Below are 22867 nucleotides of genomic sequence, written 5' to 3'. Positions count from 1 at the left end.
CATGGAGATCTCCACAGGTACCCCTGCGCGCGTTCGGCTCTTGGCACGCGCGCCTGGCACTTCAACCCTCGGCGCCGGCCTGGTGCTGGCCACTCTGGCGGGCAACGCCCACGCCATCGATGTGGACGCCGGCGAATACACCGCGGCGCTGCCAGCCGGGAGCACTATCGGCCTGCTGTACCTGCAGGATACGCAGCGGCGCTCGCTGTACAGTGACGGGCACAAGGTGCCGATCAAGGCCGGGCTCGACTCCGAGATCGGCATCTTGCGCGTCGCGCATTACCAGACCTTGGGTGACTATACGATCAACACCCAGTTCCTGTTGCCCTTCGGCCGCATGGAAGGCAAACGCGACAACGACACCCTGGGACAAGCCAATGGCGTCGGCGATCTGGTCCTGGCGAGCACCCTGTGGCTGGTGAATGACCCGGCGAAAAACCGTTACTGGGGCATTGCTCCCTACCTGTACGTGCCGACCGGCCACTATGACCGCAACGATGCGCTGAACCTGGGGGAAAACCGCTGGAAGCTGACGTTGCAAACGGGCTATGTCACCGCCCTCACTGAAAGGTTGTCCCTGGACCTCACCGCGGACGTGACGCTGTTCGACAAGAATGACGACCTCACCAGCCAGGGCCTGACGTTGCGCCAGAAGCCACTATGGCAAGCGCAGACCTACCTCAGATACGCGGTGACGCCAAAGCTGTCGGTGCACGTGGGAGCCTCACGACTCTGGGGTGGAGAGACCCGCATCGACGGGCAGGACCAGAACGATGAACCCGACACTGCCAAGTACCGTGTCGGCTCGTCCTACTGGGTAACCCCCACCTTCCAGGCCCTGCTCAATTACGGCCAGGACGTATCGGTCGACAACGGCTTCAAGGAACAGCAGCGGGTCAACCTGCGGTTGCTGTGGTTGTTCTGACCCGAGACCAATAACCGACTTTTTTTGGGGCACCGAGAGGGTGGGATGGACGCCACTTGCGGTGCCCTTTTTTTTTGCGTCACACGCTAGCGCAGACGGCGATGCAAGGTGTGCGAAGGCAGTTCACCGAACCGCCTGCGATAGATCCCGGCAAATTCCCCCAGGTTCAGATACCCCCATCGAGAGGCGATGACCGCCACCGTCGTACCCGATTGCGGATCAGTCGCCAACAAATCCCGGTGCGCCCCCTGCAACCGCTGCTCGCGCAAGAATGCACCGGGGGTCATGCCGCGAAAACGCGAAAAGGCACCACTCAATGACCGCACACTGGTCCCGACCGCGCCGGCCACCTCTGCCAGCGTGGGCAGGTTCGCGGCATTGGCACTCATGAACTCTTCGGCAGCCCTCACAAAACGCGGAGCGATCCGGTTCATCGGACTGCTCAGATCTAGCCCCGCCCGCCCGGCGCGGCTAGCCCATTCCTGCAGCAAGTGCACGCAAAGATTGTGCTCCAGGTGCGCGCCCATGCGCCCTTCGGCCATGTGCCCGGGGGCCTCGGCCACACAGCGAACGGTGTACTCGAGCAGACTCAACCAGCTCGAACCGACCCCGCCGAGGACGCACTTGTGTCGCCAGAACCGGTCATCGGGGACGAACCCGAACCACTGCTGCGCCATCCGCTCCAGCACTGCATGGGGAATGGTCAGATTCAGCTGCAGGTGATCCGGGTCCAGGTCGATCCGGTAATCGACCCGGCTGCAATCGGCAATGAAGGACTCGCCCACCGCGGTATCTTCAGTAACCGAACGCTGCGCCCAGTGCCGGGCATTGCCGCGAACGGTCGTGAGCAGCAGCGCGTTCCCGGCATCGGGGGAAAAATCGTCGATGCTCACCGCCACGCCATAGGCAAAACGCGTCAGCGTCAGCTCGCCGATGCTCGATGAGTGCATGCTGGCGCACGGCTTGATGGCCTGCCCTACGGGACACACCCGATAGGGCATGTAGACGCGATCCGACCAGTCGCTGATTTCATCCCATTCGGTAGAAAAATTCTTGTGATGCTGCTGAATCGGCTTGCCGCTGACATCGGTTAACAACGCCTGCTCGAGAAGCATGGAGGCACCTGATCTTGTTTTTTTGTCGGGCTGATGCGGCCGTTGGTGCAAGATCATCCGGTGCCTGTGCTGGCTCGTAAAGGCTTTTTTGGTTATTCATCCAGGCTCGGTGGCGAGCCCCATCGAGCGATCCCGCCTTGCCCGTGGAAAGTCGACAGGCAGTAAAATGGGGCGTCGTTTTCACTGCGCCCCATCAGTGCCAAGCCAACCGCTCTTCTACAGATCGGTGATTTCCTTGTGGCGCGGCACCAGCACCTTCATCACGCTCCACGCCACCAGGTAGGCCAGCGCACAGATGGCAAACATGATCATGTAGCCGGTATGGATATCGTTGATCGTTTTGTAATAGTCGAACACCCAACCGCCTAACTTGGTCATCGCGACGCCGCCCAGGCCGCCCGCCATACCACCAATGCCGACCACGGACGCGATGGATTTTTGCGGGAACATATCGGACACGGTGGTGAAGATATTGCACGACCACGCCTGGTGCGCCGAGGCGCCCACGCCGATCAGCAGCACCGGCACCCAGAAACTGATGTAACCCAATGGCTGCGCCAGCAACACCAGCAGCGGGAAGAGTGCGATCACCAGCATGGCTTTCATGCGACCGTCATAGGGCGCGTCGCCCCGTGCCATGAAATAGCTGGGGAACCAGCCGCCACCGATGCTGCCCACCATGGTCATGGTGTACAACACCGCCAGCGGCAGCACGATGGCCTGGCCCTTCATGCCGTATTGCGCCGACAGGTAGGTCGGCAGCCAGAACAGGAAGAACCACCACACGCCATCGGTCATGAACTTGCCGAAGGCAAAGGCCCAGGTCTGGCGGTAGGTCAGCAGCTTGAACCAGGATACTTTTTTCGCGGTGGCACCCGAGTCCGTACTCTCGACGGCCTGCGCGCCCTGGTCGCTGCGGATATAGGCCAGTTCCTGCGCCGACAGGCGTTTTTGCTGATCCGGTTTCTCGTACAGCGCAATCCATACCGCCACCCAGACGAAGCCCAACGCACCGATCACGATGAACGCCGCTTCCCAACCCCACAGGGCGGCAATCAGCGGCACGCAGATCGGCGCCAGGATCGCGCCCACATTGGCCCCGGAATTGAAGATACCGGTAGCGAAGGAGCGTTCTTTCTTCGGGAAGTATTCGGCGGTGGCCTTGATCGCGATCGGGAAGTTGCCCGCTTCGCCGATCGCCAGCACGGCGCGCGACAGCATGAAGCCGGCAATCGAGACCGGGATGACGGCAAGGCCCAACGCGCTGCTCAGGGCACCGATCCCCTCACCCATCGGTACCGCAAAGGCGTGCATGATCGCGCCGGTCGACCAGATGCCGATCGCTATTATGTAGGCGGTCTTGGTGCCGATCTTGTCGACCACGCGGCCGGCGAACAGCATGGAAATCGCGTACACAAACTGAAAGACGGAGGCGATGTTGGCGTAATCGGTATTGCTCCAGCCAAATTGCGTCGACAAGTCCGGCGCCAACAGACTCAATACCTGGCGATCCAGGTAATTGACGGTGGTGGCGAAAAATAACAGCGCGCAAATGGTCCAGCGATATTTGCCGACGGTTTGGCCGACTCGTTGCGGGATGAGGGGCTCGTTCAGATTCATAGCATCACTTTATTGTTGGATTATGCTGATGATTTCTCGTTTCAAGCGAGATCAATCGGGTCGTGGAGCAGCCAGAACGATGCAACAGGCCAGCTGTATGGAGCCAGGACTCGAACCATTGGATGGGACAATCAGGGAGGTGGGCAAGCGGGCTGAATTCATGAGGGTCGACACTTTTTATTTTTAGAGAGAACAGGCGGTGATTCGTCTGTCGTCGTACAACTGCGCTTTTTATATCGAGTTCACCACCCCGCTGTCAATCTGAAAGAATGGCCGCTCGTCTCAAAGGCTCTGCTGAATATCCAGCTTCATTCAGAGAATGCGGGCAGTGTGGGTGCCAATCCTTTGATTCTCAGGTGTTGATGCCCAGGAGGATGCCAAGACGTGTTGTACGACGACGATTTCCAAAAGGAAATACGTTTTTCCTGGACGGGGCGCTGCCGCTTGAAGGGCCGGACGAATACTTCCGACTCTCGGATGGGCTGGCTAAAGGTCCTGAAAACTGCGATCGGTCCGCCCAAATTCACCCTCACTGTTGTTCATGGTCTGAAATGAAAAAACCCGTATTCATTCTTGCATCCCCCAACAGCGCCGATGGCACGCTTTCACCCATTGCAATTGGAAGAATTGAGAAAGCGCTCGAAGTGCAGCAAACGCACCCCCATATCGTTCTCCTGGCTACGGGCGGGTTTGGCGAACATTTCAACACGTCCAACACGCCACACCGCGAGCTGGTGCACCAGTGCTTGCTCAATCGAGGAGCAACGATTGACAGAGCGACACCTGCTGATCTGCTGAGCTCAAATACGGTCGAAGACGTTTGGATGATCATCGCCTTTGCGCAGAAAAACGGTTGTCCGGACTATGGGGTCGTCACCTCGAATTCTCACCTGGCGCGTTGCCGCTACGTATTTGAATGTCTTGCTCCAACAACCCGTGTCGATTTTTTTGGCGCAGATAACTCGGCGAATCCGGACGACGCGGTCGGCAAACATGAGGTGGTTGCGATGGAGCGCCTCGTGACGCAAGGAGGCGTCATGATCGGTGACGTCCTGTACCCCCATCCGAACCCTGGAACCAGTCAGCGCCCTGCCCCTGATCACTCATGACCGGGAGGCTGTCGAGCGAGATCGGCCTCTTTCTGCCAGGCCCGCTGCAACAGCGTGATGACCTCTGCATCCGAGGTCTGGGAAAAATCCATGTACCAATGCCCGATCGACATGAACCAATCCGGTACGACGGGACAGATCAGCTCATCCACCTCACGGCGCAACGCCTCCACCGTCTCGATCGGTCCCACCGGCACGGCGACGACGAGGCGCGACGGCGCCTGCAAACGCACCGCCTGGATCGCCGCCATCATCGAGGCGCCTGTCGCCAGACCGTCGTCGATCAGGATCACCACCTGATCCTTGAGTTGCACCAGCGCGCGCGTTCCCCGATACGCCTGCTCACGCCGCAACAACTCCCGGGTTTCCCGTGCGACCACGCCATCGAACGTGGCCTGATCAATCGGGTGAGCCCGCAGCGCATAGTCATTGAGGATCTGGATACCACCGCTGGCAATGGCGCCCATGGCGAACTCCTGGTTGGAGGGAGCCCCCAGCTTGCGCACCAGCATCAGGTCCAGGCGAACCTCCAGGGCAGTGGCCACTTCATAAGCCACCGGCACCCCGCCACGGGGCAAGGCGAGGACGATGACATCGGGTCTGTGCGCGTATTTGAGCAGCGGTTCCACCAGACGTCGACCCGCTGCGGCACGGTCTTGCAAGATGAGTGGCGATGAGGGACTCATTTGAACGCCTCCTCAGGCGATCACGCCTGGCGATTCACATCATGGGGTCGTCTGATGGATTGTCGGTCTGACGGTGGTTGGTATCAAGTTCAGGCTTGAGATCTTCATCAGTGTATTCGCGACAAATATCCTTGCTGGGGTGGTCCCTGTTCAGGGCCACCGATGGAGGAAGGGTTGGGCCATCACAACCGCCAAGTGCCGCGCTTAAAATCCCTATCAGGCATCACTTAGGCTTCACCGAACAGTCTCCAACTGACGTTTTCCACTTGAACCGTGATTCGATCGGCGAGCAAGAAACGGGTTTGGTACCTCGTGACCTCCTGGGTTGGCATCATCTCGCCCTGTTTGAAGCGCCGGATAGAGATTCCCTCGAAGCGGGCGCGACTCTGGTAGAACGGTTCGGCTTTCCAGTAGCCGGTCTGCGGGCAAGCTTGGCCGCTCTGGCAGGTTGGCCAGGGGTATGTGGCCTGGATGAAGGCGGGTGAATCTGGCAATGGTCTACCGGTGGCGGGGTCGAGGCTCTTGGCCTTGGCCAGTTGATGGATCAGTGCTTCGGTGGGCTTTTGCGGTGGGATGTTGGCCAGGCGTGCTTCGAGCCATTGGAGTTTGCCGTCCCAGGCGGGTAGTTTGGCTGGAGGTAATGGGAGGATTTCGTTGATTTCGGGGGTCGTGGGGTTGGCATAGGAGTAATTACTTAATACGTTGCCAATTTTCTCATAACGGTCAGCACGTTCCAGATCCTCCTGCAGGCCTAGGTGATGCAGTTCATTGGAAGGCGGTGGGTTACGAAAGGCTTTTGACAACCGGGAAGCCGAGGAACTGTATCCAGCGGCGACTGCCATCTGAAACATTTCAAGTGCCTCCTGATACTTCCCCTCGTTTTTAAAATGAATCCCCACCATCACAGCTGCCCTACCATGGCCCTGCTCAGCGGCGCAACGGCGCATCTGCCTGGCAACGACCGGAGCAATATTTTTGGGCGCTAAACTGTCAGCCACATAGTATTGCGCTGCGGCGCTGCCTTGATCTGCAGCCTTGCGGTAGTAACGGAGTGCCATTTCTGTGTCTTGCTTCAGTCCGGCAGATCCGTTTTTCAGAAAGGTACCCGCGAAGAAATAACCCGTGGCAACACCTGCGTCGATCAGTTGTTGACTCATGCGCAAATGCTCCTCGCCACGGACGTTGAAGTGTCCACGCATGGCCCCGTTTTGCAAGTTGATGTTGGCCTTGTAGTTTCCGCTCTCGCTAGCAATGCGGTACAGCCGCTCGATCTCGGCATCGACGGTTTTGTCTTGTTTGAGCTGATTGTTTTTTTGCAGCCAGCGAGCATATTGAAATAGCGTATTGGCATCGGTTGGCGACTCTGGAATCGTCTCGTGCATGCAGCTGAATGCCAAGTTGGCTTTAATCTCAGTGAGCGGATTCAAGGATTTGTCCTTCTTAGTGTTATTAAAGTCGCCGTCGAGATCGCAAGCGGCTAGTAACAGGCCTGACAGCAGGAGGATCCGGCGCATTAGTCGAGGTCCTTCGGCTTATCGTCGCCGTAGTAGAATTCGACGAGCGGGGCGCTGGGCGTCTTCTCGTCTTCCTGGAGGTCTTTGTTGTCATCGATGATCTCTTGCCAAGCCTTGAACGCCTGGTCTGGATCATCCTGCGCCCCCTCCCCCTTCGTATGCAGATCCCACAACCGCCTGCGCAACGCCCGCGTCACACTCGCCCACTCATGAGCAATATTCAGCTCGCTATCGACCTGCATGCTGCGGGTGTTGATGTTGGCTGAGCCATGAGTGGTGAACACGTCATTCACGATCATCAACTTGGAGTGGATGTACACCGGCATCCATTTTTTACCTGCGGGCGAGTCGGGGGCGACAAGCGAGCACACATGAACCTTCAGGCCAGGAATATTCAGGTCCGCTTTAACGGGTTCGCTCTTGATCTTCTTGATCTGCTTCTCGAGATCGAACTGCCGCCACTCATTGGACCTGGCGGTGTCCCTTTGAGCTTCCCTGGCTTTGTCGCTGATATCGGTTCCTCCCAACGCATCAGTGAGACTGGTCAGCGTGAGCAGGGCCTGTTTTTCGACGAGTTCACCCAGGGTGGGCGCCAGTTCCGCTGATTGGGCTTTTGCTTTCTCAGTACGTTGCAGCTTCGTTAGTATCGGAATGGTGTCGCCGCGGCCGAGGCTTTCGAGCATGCGTTGCGTGTTCAAGGCACCCGGACCGATGCCGGACTCGTCAGCATTGGTGATCACGAACAGATGCAAATGGCCGTGTTCGCCGGGATCCTTCCCGGCCTGGGTATGGCGGGCGGCGACGGATTTGATCAGCTCGGCCAGGGGTGGCCAGCGAAAGTACTGATTCTCGATGTAGATGAACTGGGTCGCGTTGTTGACGGCTTGCAGATAGAGCCGTTCGATATCGCGTTTGCCTTCCTGGGGCTGGGTACGCACGAGTTGCGCCAACTGGCGGATTTCACCGGCGGTGCATTGGAGTTTGGGTCCCACCTGCATGGCCTGGCGGGAGGCGAGCAAGTCCTCGCCGGTTTCCTTGCGCCAGGCGGTGGCGAAGTTGTGGTGCAAGTGTTCCAGAATCGGCCCGCTGACCTGGCTGGAGATGTCCTGGCGGGGTGTATCGCCACGCGGGCCGGCGTTGGGTTCAAGTTTGTCACCCTTGTCGCGCTTCAGTGCCGTGTGCGCGTCGGTGTCCCAGTATGCGTCGAGCATGTTATGGCCCATGACGAAACCGACGGCGCGATCCGTCAGTTCGTAATCCACCAAAACAGTCTTTTGATGGTGGGTCGCCGCCGCTGTCAGCACGGCAAGCGTAAGTAGGCTGAGCTGCGGGTCGAGACTTTTGTATTTCGCTTGATGGGCCACTTCAGCCCTTTCAAACAGGTTGAAGCCGCGACTGACGAATACGGGTACGTTGCGAGCTACGCGGATGGCAGGGGCCAGGTGGCCGGTGAACGCGCATCGGGCGAACCATTCTCGGTCCTTGGCGTACTGGTCATCCGTGGAGGGTTGCATTTCCCGGTCCATGATGCGCAATGGTCCTTTACCGGGCAAATTGGCCTCGTCGCCCACACCGGCGGTATTGAACGGCATCTCCCAGCCCAATATACGAACCTCGACACCTGCCTTGGCTTTGTCCATGAGCAGCGTGCCGATGTTCGGCGCCTTGGGATCGTCGCGGATAAAGTACATCGACGGCTGAAATCCCCAACAGATGATGTCGATGGATTTCGTGGCCGCCGCGATAGCCAGGTGCACGGCCTTGAAGGTTTCTTCGCCATTGATCAAGGGACGATAGGTGGCCTTCACTGGATGGTATTCGGTGTTCTGCACGTACCAGGGCGAGATGCAGGTCACCTCATTGGTATGCTGCAGCGCGGCTGGCGATACGATGTCGGGGTGATTCATTGTGTGCTCCCTTCCTGGTCGCTGGTTCCTTCAATAACCGCTGCATACAGCGCACGGTGGTCGGTGTGTGAAGTCGGCTGGCTCACCTCGGGGTCGGTTTGCGAGGGGTGATTTTGCAGGCCTTTGTTGGCCAGGTGCGCTTGCTCTGCGTTGCGGTAGTCGCTGGGCACTGGAATCTGGTAACGCAGGCCGTTGGCCAGGTCCAGGCGGTAACCGCGGGTCACGACTTGATGGTCGATCGACAGCTGACCGGTCTTGTCCAGCACGCCTCGCTGGAGCACGGCGCCATCGGCGTACAGCGTGTAGGGCATTCCCGCCCAGCCTTGGTCGGGAGCGTTGGGGGCTTGGGGTACGCTGAGGCGCAAGATTTGTTTGGCCAGACTTTGCGGATACTCTGGATGCGTGGCCTTCATGCTGGCGGGGCCGCTGTAGTTGAAATCCGCCGACTTGATATTGAAATCACCCGCCGTGCCGCATTCGATGCTGTAGGGGTCGAGGGTGATGTAGCTGCCGCCGGCGTTGAGGGTGATTTTCTTCTTGGCGGTGATGTGGATTTCGTCTTCGGTACTCGTGATTGTCAGGCCGTGACGGGCCATCAGCTCCAATTTGTCGTTTTGCGCTTGCATGCTTACCGGGCCGTGGTTGGCGATCAGCTTGATGCCCAGCTTGCGCACAAACACACTCAACCCCTGCCCCACCCCGATGAACAAGCGCTTGACCACGCTGAGGTCGGCTTCGCCCCCGGCGTTGAGCATCAGGTTGTTTTGCGCCGCCAACTGCAGGTGCTTGCCGCTGGTGAGGGCGATGCCCTGGGGCGCACTGAGCAGCAGCACGGAGGACTTGAGCTGATCCAGGTCTTGCCGGAGCAGGTTCATCTGCGCGGTTACGTCGGCGGGATCGACCTGACTGGCCTGGGCATCGACGGAGAGTTGTTGCAGTTGCTCACCCGCCTGCTGCAGGCGACCGATGGCCGCGCTCATTTCCAGGACCGGCCCCTGCGCCTTGGCCTGCTCATCGGCACTGATGAACAACCCCTTCCCCGCCCGAATCGCCCCCCAACCATCGGTGCGCAATTCAAACCCTTCACCCCGCCTCTGCTGCTCGGCATCGACCAGATGCCCCAGATTCAGCTGGCTCTTGCCACTGTGCTCGGTACTCAGCTTGACGTGCTCCTTGCCCCGTGTGTCCTCCATCCGCAGCTTGTTGTTGGCCGGAGTGCGCAGCACGTTGCGTTTGTAATTGCGCGCGCGCAGGGTCACGTGATCGCGGTGTTCGCTGTCGTGCAGGGCGTGGGCGATGTAGGGGCGGTCCGGGTCGCCCTGTTCGAAGGCCACCGCCACTTCGGTGCCGGCGATCAGCGGCAGGTGCAGGCCGTGGGTGTCGCCGGCGTAGGGCCGGGCCAGGCGCAGCCACATGCTTTCCTCGCCGGGTTTCCAGGTGTCGCGGTCGAACAGGAACTGCACGCAGTAGCGCCCTTCGACGTCGACTTCGGCGTAGGGGTCGTTTTTTTGCGGGTTGCTGACCCGGGCCGGGAGGGTGCCGGCGATCTGCGGTTTGGCCAGCGGTGGCGGGCGGAAGCACACGCTTTCCGAATAGGGGATGGCCTGGAACCGGGCTTCGAAGCTGGCGTCGCGGGCGGCGCGGGTACTGAGGTGGGTGATCACCGTGCCGCGGGCGAAGGCCTGGGGCGCGCCGCCGGTGATTTTCAGCACCTGGCCCGGGGCCAGGGTGGCGCTGCTGCTGGTGCCGCTGAGGCGGGTCTGGTCGTTGAGGTAGCGTTCGTGTTGCAGGCGGGCGTAGAAGTAGCCGGTTTCCGGTGGCAGGTCTTCGTAGAATTGGTAGCGGTCGCCGAGGGCGGTGTAGGGTTCGGCGTAGTGATAGGCCTCGCCGTAGGTGGTGGTCGCGCCGCGGGTGTGGTCGATCTCGCCGTCCAGGTGGGCGTAGGCGTCACGGTGCTGGTAGGTGCGGATGTTGACCTGGCGCTCCACCACCTGGTGTTGGGTTTGCAAGGCCCAGACGCCGTCCTGCTCGCTGCTGCTCAGGCCGGCCGGCGAGTGGTACGGCAGCTCGATGCCGGACTGGTAATGCAGCTGGTCGTCGTGGAATTCGACGACGTCGAGGTGCAGGCGTTCGTCGCCGGTGAAGCGGTACCAGATGCCGACTTCGGCCAGCAGCCGGGCGATAAAGGCCAGGTCGCTTTCGCCGTATTGCATGACTTGCAGGCGTTTCGGGTACTTGCGGGTGAGCTTGAAGAAAAAATCCTCGCCCCTGAAATCGTGGCGGCTGCGCAGGATGTGTTCGACGATTTGCGGCACGGACTGGTGTTGGTAGAGGCGGAATTGCTGGCCGCGGGCGAGCAAGGCCAGGCGCGGTTGCAGGGTGATTTCGTAGCGGGCTTCGTCGACGGAGCCGGACAGGCGTTTGAAGCCGGTGACCACGCCGTGCAGGGTGCGCAGCGGTTTGATCGGGAGGTCCCGGGTCAGGAAGGTGGGCTGGCGCGGCGGGGCGTGCAGGCTGAAGCGGGCGTCGCGGTTGAGCAGCTGGTCGGCGGCGATGTCCTGCTCGGTGCAGGTGAATTCGACGACGTAGTGGAACGGCTGGCTCAGTTGTTCTTCGCCGTGGAAGGCCAGGACGTCGAGGGTCGCGTCGAAGTTATGGACGCTGAGTTTGTGTCGGCTGTGGTCGAAGAAGGTGCGTATGGGGTTGGGCATGTCAGGCCTTCCTGGTCTGATGTTGACGATCAGGAAGGGTTTCGCTTCCACCCTGGTCCTGGGGATTGGAAGCTTTTACGATGGCGGCCACGGTTTAAATAGGGTGTTTCTGATGGGAGCGTAAGACGTTTCCGTATTTTCTGAAAACCGGTAAGTCAATTACCCCTGTCTGCGATGCCTTCCTATACCAACCGCTCAATCTTCTGATGCTGCCAGACCATCTTGTAATACGCCGACTGCAACACCAGCATCCCCAGGTACGCCACCGGAAACGCCATCCACACGCCCTGCAATCCAAAGTGCCCGTCCAGCAAATACGCCACCGGCAACTGCACCCCGACCACGCAGAAAATCGAAATCGCCATCGGCACCAACACCGAGCCGCTGGCACGCATGATGCCGCCGATGATCGCCTGGAAGCCGAACACCAACAGGCTCCAGAGCATGATGTGCAACAGATGCTCGGCCTTCGCACGAGTGACGTCATCCGTGAGGAACAACCCCAGCAACCAGTGCGACAACAGGTAACCCAACACCACCAACCCACCGGTCAGGCACACGTTGATCAACAACCCCGTGCGCAGAATCGGCCCGATGCGCTCGATGCGCCCTGCCCCGATCGCCTGGGCACCCAGGATCGACGCCGTGATCGCAATCGACAGCGCCGGGAACTGCACGTAATTGACGATCTGCGTCACCGCCCCATACGCCGCCGTCGCCTTGGAGCCGTGCTGATTCACCAGCGCCAGAATCACCAGCTCCGACATCGACAACACCACCATCTGCAACCCGGTCGGCAACCCGATGCGCAACACCTTGCCGAGAATCACCAGGTCCAGGCGCATTGCCGCAAACATCTCTCGATCCGGCGCCAACGGATGCCCCTTGCTGATCAAGCGCCACGCCAGCCACGCCATCGCCGACAGGTTACCCACCAACCCCGCATACGCCGCACTCTGAATCCCCATCATCGGCAACCCCAGCCAACCGCGAATCAACGCCGGCGTCAGCGCCAGGCCGATACAGGTCGACACCACCAACGCGATCAGCGGCGACACCGTATCGCTCACCCCGCGCAGCAGTTGAGTGAAGAGCACATAGACCAGCAGCGAGGGCATGATCCACATCATCACCTGGGCGTAGGCCACGGCGTCGTCCAGCACGTCGGCCGGCGTGCCCAAACCCTGCAGGGCTGGCCTCGCGAACACACTGCCCAACACCGCCGCCACCAAACCGATCATTGCGCCCAACAGCCAGGTGGTCGCGGCGATGGTTTTCACCAGATGCGGTTCACGCGCGCCCCAGGCTTGACCGATAAGCACGCCAGCACCCGCGCCGAGGCCGATGACCAGGGCGATGAAGAAGAACACGATGGGGAACATGCCCGATACGGCTGCGAGGGCTTGGGTGCCGAGCATCTGGCCGATGTAGATGCTGTTGATGGTGCCCGACATGGATTGGAGGAAATTGGAGAGGACCATGGGGGCGAGGAAAAGGAGGTAGGTTTTCCAGAGGGGGTGGGATTGGGTGGAGGCTTGCATGAGTAGAAAAGTCTCGGATGAGGGTAGGTCGCTACGCAAATGGGGGATTGTAAATGGATTTACACAAGCATAAATGAATAAAACTAATGACTTGAAATTGTATTTCGGAATCCGCGTAAAAAAAAATCAAGAAATACGAAGATACATCACCTAGACAGCGGTTTCGAAAAAGGCATCTACGCTCAATCCAGCTCTAGTCGAGCTTCGCTCCACCACCAAAGGAAGGTACGCATGCTTTACATACCGTGTATGAAGGTAGGTCAAAACGATGTAAAGGCTCTGATAAATCTGGAAGAACATCGTAAAAAATTAGTGTCACCACTTCTCAATATGAGAGGCAAAGAACGCAATCTTAACGATTTTCTTGCGAACTGGGGAGACCATCCATATTTGATGGACGTGTCTAGATCACCACAAGATATCGCAGAAGAAGTCATAGCAGAAAGGGACCTACACAACCCTGCCAATCACTTCGAAAAAAAACGAGTCTGGCTCGCAGAGTTAAAAATTAAAAACAACTCACTAATACCCGTTGTATCTTGGCTTGACACGGACAACTCACGAGACGTAATACAACAGGCTAGACTGCTACTAACAAACTTTGAAACCATAGCCATCAGAATTATCTGCACTGCAGACATAACAGGAGCTAGCTGGGACAGAGCAATAAGTATTCTTGACGCCATAGCTACCCCAGAAAACATAATTGCAATACTGGACTTTGGGGACAGATCTCCAATATCCACCATTAACGGTGGCACTCTCGACCATAGTTTATCTACCTTAGACGCCTATGGGGTTCACAGCGCGTCTCTAATTAGCTCATCCTTCCCGAGTCAGAAACCTCAATCCGGAAGTACCAGCACGGCAACTTGTCACGATATAGCTTGGCAAACTGAAGCAAAACAACTGAACTCTTCTATAAATTTAATTTATGGTGACTATGCAGGCACAAATCCTGGCGCCGCTGTGGAATATATTCCAGGCATGGCTGTCATACCTTTTGCCAGCTATTACGCCCCTAATGAATGGTGGTTAAAGCGGCTAGGAAGAGATAAAGAATTTGAGAACTACGTTCAGCTAGCAAGAGACATTCGCCAACTACCAGACTACCACGGCGATGAGTTTTGCTGGGCGACTAGAGAGTATGGACGGATTAGTCAAACGAATGAAAAGTATGGGAACAACGGAGTATGGAATGGCCTAAGAGCTAACCAGCATATTTGTGCAACGCTCCAATTTCTTCAACACAAAGATAGTGGCGACAACATCTCAATTGATGACATATTCTGACAATCAGAATATCGAACCTTTAGCCTACTTAAGACTTTATCTCGGATGCGGTCCCACTCTAGCGCCTCGGATACTTCGAGGCGCACTTCCTTTATCCTCATAATATTTTTCGTTTGAATCTGAAACTCTTTGCAGAGCTCATCTAACTCCGACCTCCACAACAATCCGGTGAGGATAAATTTATCGCGAAACTTATTGGGCGCTGGCTTTCTAACAAGAGCGATAGATCCAAGGTCATCAACCACAAGAATCCCAACGCTTTTGTGAGTAACGCTGAACGCTTTCTCTATATGTTTGGAATGACAGCAAAGCCAAACCTGATCAAAGCAACTGAGGTATGCGTCTTGCTGACCTTCCCACCTGGATAGGCTATCCGCGGCAGATTTTATTTCAAACGCCGTTAGCTGACCGTTCGCATGCACGAGGTCTGCACGCCTTGCTTTGTTGATGAAGCAAAGCTCTCCAATGAAAACATCGCCTTCAGCATGGGGCATGGTCTTGGCGACCCATGTCTTGAGTAATTCGCGGATATGTTCTGGATTGTGCATAGCGCAGGAGTATAGCTTCTCTCCCATTCGAAGCCTATGCGTGGGGGTGCGCCAAATGAGGATGGCAGACCCTAATTGCCAAGAATCTGATGACTGGATGGTTCGGATCAGTTGAAGGTCGGATACAAAAAATGTGGGTAGCATCCTTGACAGGATTATGTGAACCCCCAACGACCATGAGTATTTACCATCACCTTGCAGCCTATCGACTCTTGCAGCTGGAGGACGATTCATTCACCGCTAGTCCTACACAAACACAAAAGTTATCAACCTTGCCCGCCTAGACCCAAGAAGCTTATAGTCCGCCCCGTCGCCCCAATGGCGACCAGGTTTGGCGACCTGAGTTATCGGGTGCAAAAGCTCTGTGCTTTCTTGCAGACGCTGTTGCACGCTCGCAAAGCTGTCTTTATGGCAGCTGTGCGCGGGAGACCTTCGGGTCTGCCGGTTTTCCGATCCCGGTTCGCCAACCTGCGTACAGCTGTCACCCATTCGTTTGGCGACGATTGAGGGACAGTCAACCTTTGCCTTGATCGGAGTTTCACCTATGGAAAGATACATTCCCCTCACCGGAATCGACCTGATCCCGGCCTCCTTGCTCATCGACACCCAAGCCCCGCTCGACGTTCTGCAAGCCATGGCTGACCATCGCATCCGCACGGTCACGCAAGTGCTTGAAAACATCGCCTACCGCGCCGAACTCGGCTGCGACACGGTGGTGCTGAAGGACTTTTCTCAGCTGTTGGCCATTCCGTTGCGCGACGGCTGTGACTTGATGGACGTGATCGGTCGACGCTTGCGAGCGCAGGCGAAGGAGTAAGTAAAAACGGGCGCCTCAAAGGGCGCCTGTTTCTGCAATTGCGATCTGTGTGCAAACGCGTCTGAAGGATCCTTTCGTGAACCCATTGACCGAAGTCACCGCACCAAAAAAAATGTGAAATAATATGTGCAGAAAACTTCGTTTAAAAAGTCTTGAAAACCTCTACAGGCCAGTAAATTAGCGCTTGTCCATCAAGTCAGTATGTGAAAAAAAATGTGCAGACTTTCATACGGCACAGACCCGTATGCCCCTGGTCACATCAAAGTCCTGGCTCGACCCGATTCGATGCATTACAACCCCAAAAACCTGAATAACCACAACCCCCCCATCCCAACCGCCAACGTCAAAACCGTATTGCGAGTCTGCCACGCAACCCACGCCGCCAAAATGGCCGCCGGTATCTGCGGGTTACTCCACACGAACTCACCCTGCCCATTGGGGTACACCACGGCGGGCAGCACCAGGGCTGCCAGCACACTGGCCGGTACGTACAGCAAGGCCCGTCTCAGCACCGACGGGATGCGCAACCGGCCATACAGTTCGACAAAGGAAAGACGCATGGCGAAGGTTCCCAGGCCGACCGCCAGGAACAGTCCCCACATGGCTAGATCACTCATCGCGTCTCCCTCTCGACGTCAGGAGTCGGTGCACCGCTCAATGGGCGTTTGCGAACACTCTCGATCACCAGACCCGCGATGACACCGCCGATGGAAGCGGTGACCAGCCCAAGGTTGTACGGCATATCGATCGCAATCGCGGCGAGCAGCCCGCCGACCGTGGCGGCGCCCAGGGTTGCAGCGCTACGCAGGCCGGGAACCAGCAGCGCCAGGAAGGAAAGCGGTATGGCAAAGCTCAGTGACCAGGTCTCGGGGATGCTTGCGCCCAGGTAAATGCCCGCCAATACCGACAATTGCCAGGACAGCCACATGGCAACGGCGGTGCCGGCATAGTAGTAGTGAGCAAATGGCCCCAGTTCGCCAGAGGAAAGCTTGAGACTGCACAGCGCGTAGGACTGGTCCGAAAGCATGTAGGACAACGGCCACGTCCAGCGTCGGGGCAAGTGGTGCAGATGCGGGGCCAGTGACGCGCTGTACATGATGAAGCGCAGGTTGATGACCAGGGCGGTGACCACGATCGCCAGCGGCGCAATGCCAGTATGGAGCAGTTGCAGGGCGACCATCTGCGCGGATCCGGAGTAGAACAGCAGCGTCATGCCCATGGTCGTTCCCGGCGACAGGCTCATGTTGATCGCCATGACCCCCGTCAGCAAGCCAAAAGGCACGACACCGGGACTCAATGGAATCAGCGCCCGGACACCTTGCATGAACGCTTCCCTTCCTGTTCGGTACGGCATTTCGTCTCCTGGTTTTTTTGTTCGCGCTGCCGGTTCGATTGGCCGTACGCCGACCGCTCTGAAACTGGATACAGGATAAGCGGGAGCTATTGCAAGCCATCTGCGCAGACCATTGCCTGGCCCGTGGTCCGCCGCCCATCGTGCGGCAGAGTGTGGACCCGGAGCTCGATGGGTTGCATAAAGCAAATGTGGGAGCGAGACCGGCTTGCCGGCGAAAGCGGTGTGTCAGCCAACATTGATGTCGGCTGGAAGGGCCTCTTCGCTGGCAAGCCAGCTCCTACAGGGGATCGGGTTGACTACACCGGGGTAGAAGTCGCTTGCCTGAACAAGCCAACCTTATTGTTATTAGGATACGCTGATGGGTAATAATTTAGTTCGTTCGTAACCACTCGAAAAACAGTGCAAACAACTCCGCCTGAGAATTGACTTTCAGCTTCAAATAAAGGCCTTTGCGGTGCATGCGAACCGTTTCTGGCGAAATACCGAACTGGCTGGCGGTGGACTTCACGGAGTGCCCGCGGAGCACCATGTGCGCTACCTCGCGCTCGCGCTCGGTTAGCAGGTCGCGACCAAAGTTTTCAAAGGCGCCCTGCAAACGTTGTTTGAAATCATCATGCACCGTAGCTTCAACATCGGCTTGTATTGCGCCACTCTTCTGCAGGCCACGCGGGCCAAACTCACTGATGAATTCCCGTACCAGCGGTTCGACCGCTCGCAACAAATTGAGTTGCTCCGCCTTGAGCGCCTCGCCACCGAAGCCTTGAAACAGGCTCACTGAAATCTGCGAGTCATTCACCGTATCGACAATATAAAAACTGTCTTCGGAGCTACCGGCTTTCAAGTAATAAGTTTTGTAGTACTCACTCTCGAAGAAGTTGTCCGGGGCTATTTCCTCCAAGTGATAAAATCCTTCAGCCAATCCCTGCTCTACCGCCAGGCAAAACGGATCAAGCAAGTAGCCACCCGAAAAATAGCGGTCGATGATCGACTCACGATATTTTTCCGGAATGCCACGCTGATACAGCAACTGTGGTGCACGGTCCTTGTGTTCCAGGCTGATCAAAACCGATTCGATGGACACCAGATGCCCAAACGCCGACGCCAGATATTGCAGGGCATCGAGCGTGTCGATATGCGCGAATGCCTCGCGCATGTCGCCATGCCATTTATGTAATGCCCCGAAGGACAAAGCGATCAGTGCATCGTCGTCTGGTTTGCTCATGCCCCGAAGTCTAGCGGGTGAGCCGGCATTTGGTAACCGCAGCCTTGAAGCACTCATTGGCCGAAATACTGGCCGCTTTGCTCTAGCTCAGCCGCCACCTCAAGGATACAGGCGCGCAAGATCTCGACGATTTCATCAACCTGAGCGCAGGACAGAATTAGCGGCGGCGACATGACGTTGAGGTGCATGATCGGCCGCACCAGCAGGCCTCGGGCCTGCGCTCGGGAGTGAATCATTTCGCCAATGTTGATCTCGTCGGCAAACAACGCCTTGGTGCGTTTGTCGGCCACGAACTCCACGCAAGCCATGAGTTTCTGACAACGCACATCGCCCACCAATGGCAAGTCTCTGAGCGTCGACAGCCGCTCTTCAAGGTACGCGCCCACCACGTCGACATGTTCGAGCAGGTTTTCCCGCTCGATGATCTCGATATTTTTCAGCGCTGCGGTGCAGCACACCGGATGACCGCTGTAGGTGAAACCGTGGGTGAAGCAGCGGCCCTTGCCCGGCTCGGCGATGACTTTCCAGATGCGGTCGGAAAAAATGCAGGCGCCCAGCGGCAGATAAGCAGACGTCAGCCCCTTGGCCGTGGTGATGATGTCAGGCTGTACATTGAACACGTCATAGGACGCGAAGAACTTGCCCAACCGACCGAACGACGTCACCACTTCATCGGCGACAAACAGAATGTCGTAGCGCTGGCAGACTTCCCACATGCGCTTCAGATAACCCTGGGGCGCAATGATCACGCCGCCGGAGCCCATGATCGGCTCGGCAAAGAAGCCTGCGACCTTGTCCGCGCCGATGGCCAGAATCTTGTCCTCGAACTCCTTGATCAGAAACTCGAGGAATTGCGCTTCATCCATGCCGTCCGGGGCGCGGTACGGATTGGGGTTGGAGACGTGATGAATGTAGTCGTTGGCGTAATCGAATTCCGGCACGCGGTCGGCGGCCTTGTTGCCGATCGACATCGTCAGCGTCGTCGAGCCGTGATAGGCGTTGAAGCGAGCGATGATGTGCTTCTTGTCCGTTTTGCCACGGCAGTTCTGATAGTACTGAATCAGCCGGTACGCGGTGTCCACGGCCGTGGAGCCGCCGGTGGTCAGGAACACATGATCGAGATCGCCAGGGGCCAGGCTGGCGAGTTTTTCGCACAGTTCGATGGCGACGTTATTGGACATGTCGCAAAACGGATTCGAATAGGCCAGTTGGCGCACCTGGTCAGCAATCGCCAGGGCCATTTCCTCACGGCCCAGTCCGATGTTCGTGCACCACATGCCACCGACCGCATCCAGGAAGCGGTTGCCCTGAGTGTCGTAAATATACGCGCCGTCACCCGCCACGATGTTCAGGGAACCGTGTTCGCTGTGCTCATCGAACACGTGATAGCCGTGCATGTAATGGGCTTTGTCGGCTTTGACCAGACGAGACTCATCGGCCGCGGACAATACGTTCTTAGTAGGAGTAGCCATACCAAAACCTCAAACCAAAGGGTTGAATGATCAGATGCCGCTTTTTACCGTGCTCCAGACGCGCGTCATGGCGCGCATGTCTTTCGCGTCCTGGGTTTTTTGCGGAAACAGGCGCTGACGGGTTTCGTCATCGGGATAAATCGCCGGGTTATTGCGCACGTCGGCACTGAGCAACGGTGTCGCCGCCGCGTTGCTGTTGGCGTAGTGGATGTAGTCCGTCACGTCCGCCATGACCTGTGGCTGCATCAAGTAATCGAGAAACTTGTGGGCATTGACGACGTGAGGCGCATCGGCCGGGATGTACATGTTGTCGAACCAGATCAACGAGCCTTCCGTAGGGATGAAATAGGCCAGTTTGATTTTCAGCTTGGCTTCTTCGGCACGGGCCATGGCGGTCGCGTAATCGCCAGACCAGGTCATGGCCATGCACACATCACCATTGGGCAGGCTGGTCAGGTAATTGACCGAGTCGAATTTGCGGATGTACGGCCGCACCGACAACAGCAACTCTTGGGCGGCTTTCAGGTCTTCTGGCGCGGCACTTCGCGGGTCGCGTCCCAGGTACTTCAGGGCCAGTGGAATGACTTCGGTGGGCGCATCGACCAGGGTGACGCCGCAATCGGCGAAGCGCGAAACGATTTTCGGATCGAAGATCATCGCCAGCGAACCGATCGGCGCGTCCGGCATGCGTTCCTTTATCTTGTCGACGTTATAAGTGATGCCGTTACTGCCCCAGGTATAGGGTGCGGAGTACACCGTGCCGGCGTCAAATCCCTGCAAATCCTGCAAGACTTTCGGGTCAAGGTTGGTCCAGCCTGGCAGTAACTTTTTATCCAGGGGCTGGAACACCTTGGCGTTGATCAGTGGCGGAACGAGGGAGGCGTTCAGTACCACCAGGTCGTAACCGGAGTGGCCGGTGAGCAACTTCGCCTGCACCGTTTCATAGGCATCAAACGTGTCGTAAATCACTTTGATGCCGGAAGCCTTCTCAAAATCGGCAATGGTTTTTTCGCCGATGTAATCGGCCCAGTTATAAAGCCTCAGCGTTCTGCTGCCGTCCACTTCGGCGGCGTGAGCGTTCAGTGTCAGCGGTGCAAGTAATAGACTGGTAATCACCATGAGGGCCTTGCGCATAGCAAATTCACCTTAGCAAGCGAAGCCGGTTCTGGATGACCGGTTGCACCTACTATTGAGCGATCGGCCGAACGGCGCCATACCCCGAATGGGTGTGTGCGCCGTTTTACCGTTTCGACCCTTCCCGCACCCACCGCCGGACCTCAACCTGTATGGCATAGGCCGGCGCCTCCACCGCATTGAAATCCTGGGTATAGCGCTGGGCAAACCCTTCTACCCCCCACTCCTGATACTGCTGCACATGCTTGAGTTCGTGAGCCCATAGCGCGAGGTCCTGTTCTGCGGCTTGAGCGTCCCGGAACAGGATGATGTCGATCAGCGTCACGGCACCGACATCGGGGTTTTGCAGCATGGCCGTGGCGGCGCTGAATTGGCCGTTGTCGCTGATTTTGTAGCGCGCGGCATCGAGGACGCCGGGGGCGTACCAGCGCAGCAGTTGCTCGCGGATGTGCGGTGGGATGGGTTGGATGCCGGCGTTGGCTGCTTCGGCGCGGGCTTGGGTCAGCCACAGCGCCAGGGCAGGTGCCGCGACCTGGAAGATGCCATCCGGCAGAGGACCGAGTAGCGGTCCCAGGTCTGGCAGGCAGATGCAGCTGTCCAGGCACACTGGTTTCTCGCCAGCCGGACAGGCGTTGGCCTGGGCTGGCACGTCAAGCGTCAGGCAAAGAACCAACAGCGCCACCAGGCGCGTAGTGATGGGCGGCATTGGGCGCTCCAGGGACAGCGCGATTAAACAGCTAGCTATCTGTTGACGAAAGTCTGAAGTATTCATTTGAGCTTACAGATTCTTTCACCCCGCCGCCTATGCTTAACATTGGTTCCACAGCGAACCAGCCACGGCAGCGCCTGGTGGCAACCAGTGCCCGGACAGACAAGGACTACGGAGAAATCACGATCGGCGAACACCTGTATGGCCAAGCGCGGCAGACCTGCGGCACAGGGTGGCCAATGGAGACGTTTCAATGCCAGAGAAGGCACGCAAACCCGCCAGTCTCGGACATTTGAAAAATCAGGGGCAACCGTCCCGATTGACGTTTCCAGCTACACCCTTACCTACGCCGGAGTCAGTGAATAATGAACAATAATAAGAACGCCCTTTTGCCCATGACCGTACTGGCAGCCGGTATGTTCGGCGCCTCGTTGAGCGTGGCCGCAGCAGACACGTTCAAGGTCGGCATGGAAGTCACCTACCCGCCCTTCGAGTCCTATGACAAGGACAAAAACGTGGTCGGCTCGGACCCGGAACTGGCAACGGCCCTGGCCAGGCACATGAACGCCAAGGTGGAGTTCATCGACACCAAGTTCCCGAGCCTGATCCTGGGCCTGAACTCCGGCAAGTACGACGCGGTTATTTCCGGCATGTACATCACACCGGAGCGCCAGACTCAGGCCCAGACCATCGCCTATGCCAACACCGGTGCCGCGGTCATGGTGCCCAAGGGCAGCGAGATCAATGCGAAGAAACCTGAAGACCTGTGCGGCTTGAAACTGGGTCTGGAACAGGGCACTACCTGGGTCAAGGAATTCAGGAAGCTCTCCGATGCCTACTGCGTGCCGAACAACAAAGGCGCCATCACCGTCAGCGAGTACCCCTCGGCGCCCGAAGTGACCCAGGCCCTGTTGTCCAAAAACATTCAGGCCCAGGTTGAAATCGCTGGCGCCGCAAAAATGATCGCGGAAAAAACCAATGGCCGGGTAGTGATCACCACCGAACACCCGATCTATCAGCAAACGCTGGGCATCTTCGTCAAGAAAGGGAACGACGAAACCTTCCAGGCCGTGCAAAAGGCCTTCGAGGAGACGAAAAAGAGCGGTGAATACGCCGCTATTCTCAAGAAGTATGGCTTGGAAGAACCGACAGCCAACTAAGCACGTGTCCTTCTAATCCGGTCATCTGCC

Annotated in this window: 19 protein-coding genes and 1 pseudogene; 6 read left to right on the top strand and 14 right to left on the bottom strand. The window is 57.7% G+C overall.

What is annotated here, in order from left to right; genetic code table 11:
* The first annotated feature begins 1 nt into the window (after position 1).
* On the top strand, positions 2–925 hold the full coding sequence (locus F8N96_RS01020) for a transporter (RefSeq protein ID WP_150796185.1): 924 nt from the start codon (positions 2–4) through the stop codon (positions 923–925).
* Positions 926–1011: 86 nt separating this feature from the next.
* Here the strand turns inward: F8N96_RS01020 and F8N96_RS01015 are convergent, their stop codons facing one another.
* Positions 1012–2040: an AraC family transcriptional regulator gene (locus tag F8N96_RS01015; RefSeq protein ID WP_150796184.1), complete on the bottom strand. Its 1029-nt coding sequence runs from the start codon at positions 2038–2040 to the stop codon at positions 1012–1014.
* 216 nt (positions 2041–2256) lie between these two features.
* Positions 2257–3660 (bottom strand): MFS transporter, encoded by a 1404-nt coding sequence (locus tag F8N96_RS01010; RefSeq protein ID WP_150796183.1) that lies wholly within the window; start codon positions 3658–3660, stop codon positions 2257–2259.
* A 551-nt stretch (positions 3661–4211) separates the two neighbouring features.
* Here F8N96_RS01010 and F8N96_RS01005 point away from each other — a divergent pair.
* A complete protein-coding gene (locus tag F8N96_RS01005) occupies positions 4212–4769 on the top strand; it encodes a YdcF family protein (RefSeq protein ID WP_191630684.1) in 558 nt (185 codons plus the stop codon).
* On the opposite strand, the gene F8N96_RS01000 is transcribed toward F8N96_RS01005, so the two are convergent.
* From F8N96_RS01000 to F8N96_RS00980, 5 genes are all read right to left on the bottom strand, one after another.
* Positions 4760–5455: a phosphoribosyltransferase gene (locus F8N96_RS01000; RefSeq protein ID WP_150796181.1), complete on the bottom strand. Its 696-nt coding sequence runs from the start codon at positions 5453–5455 to the stop codon at positions 4760–4762. The genes F8N96_RS01005 and F8N96_RS01000 overlap by 10 nt on opposite strands.
* 227 nt (positions 5456–5682) lie before the next feature.
* Complete coding sequence (locus tag F8N96_RS00995; protein WP_150796180.1) at positions 5683–6969, bottom strand: sel1 repeat family protein; 1287 nt, start codon at positions 6967–6969, stop codon at positions 5683–5685.
* Entirely contained in the window at positions 6969–8876 is a 1908-nt protein-coding gene (locus tag F8N96_RS00990; RefSeq protein ID WP_150796179.1) for a phospholipase, read from the bottom strand. The genes F8N96_RS00995 and F8N96_RS00990 overlap by 1 nt, the downstream gene beginning before the upstream one ends.
* Positions 8873–11587, bottom strand: a complete 2715-nt coding sequence (locus F8N96_RS00985) for a type VI secretion system Vgr family protein (RefSeq protein WP_150796178.1) — start codon at positions 11585–11587, stop codon at positions 8873–8875. Before F8N96_RS00985 ends, F8N96_RS00990 begins: the two co-directional genes overlap by 4 nt.
* Positions 11588–11769: 182 nt before the next feature.
* A complete protein-coding gene (locus tag F8N96_RS00980; RefSeq protein WP_150796177.1) occupies positions 11770–13128 on the bottom strand; it encodes an MATE family efflux transporter in 1359 nt (452 codons plus the stop codon).
* 231 nt (positions 13129–13359) lie between these two features.
* Here F8N96_RS00980 and F8N96_RS00975 point away from each other — a divergent pair, with 231 nt between their 5' ends.
* Positions 13360–14421 (top strand): beta family protein, encoded by a 1062-nt coding sequence (locus F8N96_RS00975; protein WP_150796176.1) that lies wholly within the window; start codon positions 13360–13362, stop codon positions 14419–14421.
* Here the strand turns inward: F8N96_RS00975 and F8N96_RS00970 are convergent.
* Positions 14373–15203 carry a sce7726 family protein gene (locus F8N96_RS00970; protein ID WP_191635320.1) on the bottom strand — a complete coding sequence of 277 codons (831 nt, stop codon included), beginning with the start codon at positions 15201–15203 and terminating at the stop codon, positions 14373–14375. The two genes, F8N96_RS00975 and F8N96_RS00970, sit on opposite strands and share 49 nt — an antisense overlap.
* Positions 15204–15513: 310 nt before the next feature.
* Here F8N96_RS00970 and F8N96_RS00965 point away from each other — a divergent pair, with 310 nt between their 5' ends.
* A complete protein-coding gene (locus F8N96_RS00965; RefSeq protein WP_150796175.1) occupies positions 15514–15786 on the top strand; it encodes a hypothetical protein in 273 nt (90 codons plus the stop codon).
* A 290-nt stretch (positions 15787–16076) separates the two neighbouring features.
* Here the strand turns inward: F8N96_RS00965 and F8N96_RS00960 are convergent, their stop codons facing one another.
* The 6 genes from F8N96_RS00960 to F8N96_RS00935 form a co-directional block, all read right to left on the bottom strand.
* Positions 16077–16403 carry an AzlD domain-containing protein gene (locus F8N96_RS00960; protein ID WP_150796174.1) on the bottom strand — a complete coding sequence of 109 codons (327 nt, stop codon included), beginning with the start codon at positions 16401–16403 and terminating at the stop codon, positions 16077–16079.
* Positions 16400–17140 carry an AzlC family ABC transporter permease gene (locus tag F8N96_RS00955; RefSeq protein WP_150796173.1) on the bottom strand — a complete coding sequence of 247 codons (741 nt, stop codon included), beginning with the start codon at positions 17138–17140 and terminating at the stop codon, positions 16400–16402. The genes F8N96_RS00960 and F8N96_RS00955 overlap by 4 nt, the downstream gene beginning before the upstream one ends.
* A 370-nt stretch (positions 17141–17510) precedes the next feature.
* Complete coding sequence (locus tag F8N96_RS00950) at positions 17511–18362, bottom strand: helix-turn-helix transcriptional regulator (protein ID WP_224789465.1); 852 nt, start codon at positions 18360–18362, stop codon at positions 17511–17513.
* Positions 18363–18415: 53 nt separating this feature from the next.
* The gene (locus F8N96_RS00945) at positions 18416–19834 is read right to left on the bottom strand and encodes an aminotransferase (RefSeq protein WP_150796171.1); all 1419 of its coding nucleotides are present in this window, start codon (positions 19832–19834) and stop codon (positions 18416–18418) included.
* A gap of 30 nt (positions 19835–19864) precedes the next feature.
* On the bottom strand, positions 19865–20968 hold the full coding sequence (locus F8N96_RS00940) for a polyamine ABC transporter substrate-binding protein (RefSeq protein WP_150796170.1): 1104 nt from the start codon (positions 20966–20968) through the stop codon (positions 19865–19867).
* A 106-nt stretch (positions 20969–21074) separates the two neighbouring features.
* Positions 21075–21674: a DUF4157 domain-containing protein gene (locus tag F8N96_RS00935; protein WP_150796169.1), complete on the bottom strand. Its 600-nt coding sequence runs from the start codon at positions 21672–21674 to the stop codon at positions 21075–21077.
* Between the two features lie 170 nt (positions 21675–21844).
* On the opposite strand from F8N96_RS00935, the pseudogene F8N96_RS35215 reads away from it, so the two are divergent.
* A pseudogene (locus F8N96_RS35215) lies at positions 21845–21993 on the top strand (isopenicillin N synthase family oxygenase); the annotation flags it as partial.
* Between the two features lie 49 nt (positions 21994–22042).
* Positions 22043–22837 carry an ABC transporter substrate-binding protein gene (locus F8N96_RS00925; protein ID WP_150796168.1) on the top strand — a complete coding sequence of 265 codons (795 nt, stop codon included), beginning with the start codon at positions 22043–22045 and terminating at the stop codon, positions 22835–22837.
* Positions 22838–22867 lie beyond the last annotated feature (30 nt).

It is taken from the genome of Pseudomonas fluorescens, assembly GCF_902497855.1.
Taxonomy (GTDB): Bacteria; Pseudomonadota; Gammaproteobacteria; order Pseudomonadales; family Pseudomonadaceae; genus Aquipseudomonas; species Aquipseudomonas fluorescens_BI.
Note: the sequence above shows the minus strand (reverse complement) of the source record. Positions and strands in the feature narration are given on the sequence as shown.

Excerpts from the sequence above, each read along its gene's own strand:
- F8N96_RS01020 (WP_150796185.1), top strand. The coding sequence starts at position 2 with ATGGAGATCTCCACAGGTACCCCTGCGCGCGTTCGGCTCTTGGCACGC.
- F8N96_RS01015 (WP_150796184.1), bottom strand. The coding sequence starts at position 2,040 with ATGCTTCTCGAGCAGGCGTTGTTAACCGATGTCAGCGGCAAGCCGATT.
- F8N96_RS01010 (WP_150796183.1), bottom strand. The coding sequence starts at position 3,660 with ATGAATCTGAACGAGCCCCTCATCCCGCAACGAGTCGGCCAAACCGTC.
- F8N96_RS01005 (WP_191630684.1), top strand. The coding sequence starts at position 4,212 with ATGAAAAAACCCGTATTCATTCTTGCATCCCCCAACAGCGCCGATGGC.
- F8N96_RS01000 (WP_150796181.1), bottom strand. The coding sequence starts at position 5,455 with ATGAGTCCCTCATCGCCACTCATCTTGCAAGACCGTGCCGCAGCGGGT.
- F8N96_RS00995 (WP_150796180.1), bottom strand. The coding sequence starts at position 6,969 with ATGCGCCGGATCCTCCTGCTGTCAGGCCTGTTACTAGCCGCTTGCGAT.
- F8N96_RS00990 (WP_150796179.1), bottom strand. The coding sequence starts at position 8,876 with ATGAATCACCCCGACATCGTATCGCCAGCCGCGCTGCAGCATACCAAT.
- F8N96_RS00985 (WP_150796178.1), bottom strand. The coding sequence starts at position 11,587 with ATGCCCAACCCCATACGCACCTTCTTCGACCACAGCCGACACAAACTC.
- F8N96_RS00980 (WP_150796177.1), bottom strand. The coding sequence starts at position 13,128 with ATGCAAGCCTCCACCCAATCCCACCCCCTCTGGAAAACCTACCTCCTT.
- F8N96_RS00975 (WP_150796176.1), top strand. The coding sequence starts at position 13,360 with ATGCTTTACATACCGTGTATGAAGGTAGGTCAAAACGATGTAAAGGCT.
- F8N96_RS00970 (WP_191635320.1), bottom strand. The coding sequence starts at position 15,203 with ATGAATCGTCCTCCAGCTGCAAGAGTCGATAGGCTGCAAGGTGATGGT.
- F8N96_RS00965 (WP_150796175.1), top strand. The coding sequence starts at position 15,514 with ATGGAAAGATACATTCCCCTCACCGGAATCGACCTGATCCCGGCCTCC.
- F8N96_RS00960 (WP_150796174.1), bottom strand. The coding sequence starts at position 16,403 with ATGAGTGATCTAGCCATGTGGGGACTGTTCCTGGCGGTCGGCCTGGGA.
- F8N96_RS00955 (WP_150796173.1), bottom strand. The coding sequence starts at position 17,140 with ATGCCGTACCGAACAGGAAGGGAAGCGTTCATGCAAGGTGTCCGGGCG.
- F8N96_RS00950 (WP_224789465.1), bottom strand. The coding sequence starts at position 18,362 with ATGAGCAAACCAGACGACGATGCACTGATCGCTTTGTCCTTCGGGGCA.
- F8N96_RS00945 (WP_150796171.1), bottom strand. The coding sequence starts at position 19,834 with ATGGCTACTCCTACTAAGAACGTATTGTCCGCGGCCGATGAGTCTCGT.
- F8N96_RS00940 (WP_150796170.1), bottom strand. The coding sequence starts at position 20,968 with ATGCGCAAGGCCCTCATGGTGATTACCAGTCTATTACTTGCACCGCTG.
- F8N96_RS00935 (WP_150796169.1), bottom strand. The coding sequence starts at position 21,674 with ATGCCGCCCATCACTACGCGCCTGGTGGCGCTGTTGGTTCTTTGCCTG.
- F8N96_RS00925 (WP_150796168.1), top strand. The coding sequence starts at position 22,043 with ATGAACAATAATAAGAACGCCCTTTTGCCCATGACCGTACTGGCAGCC.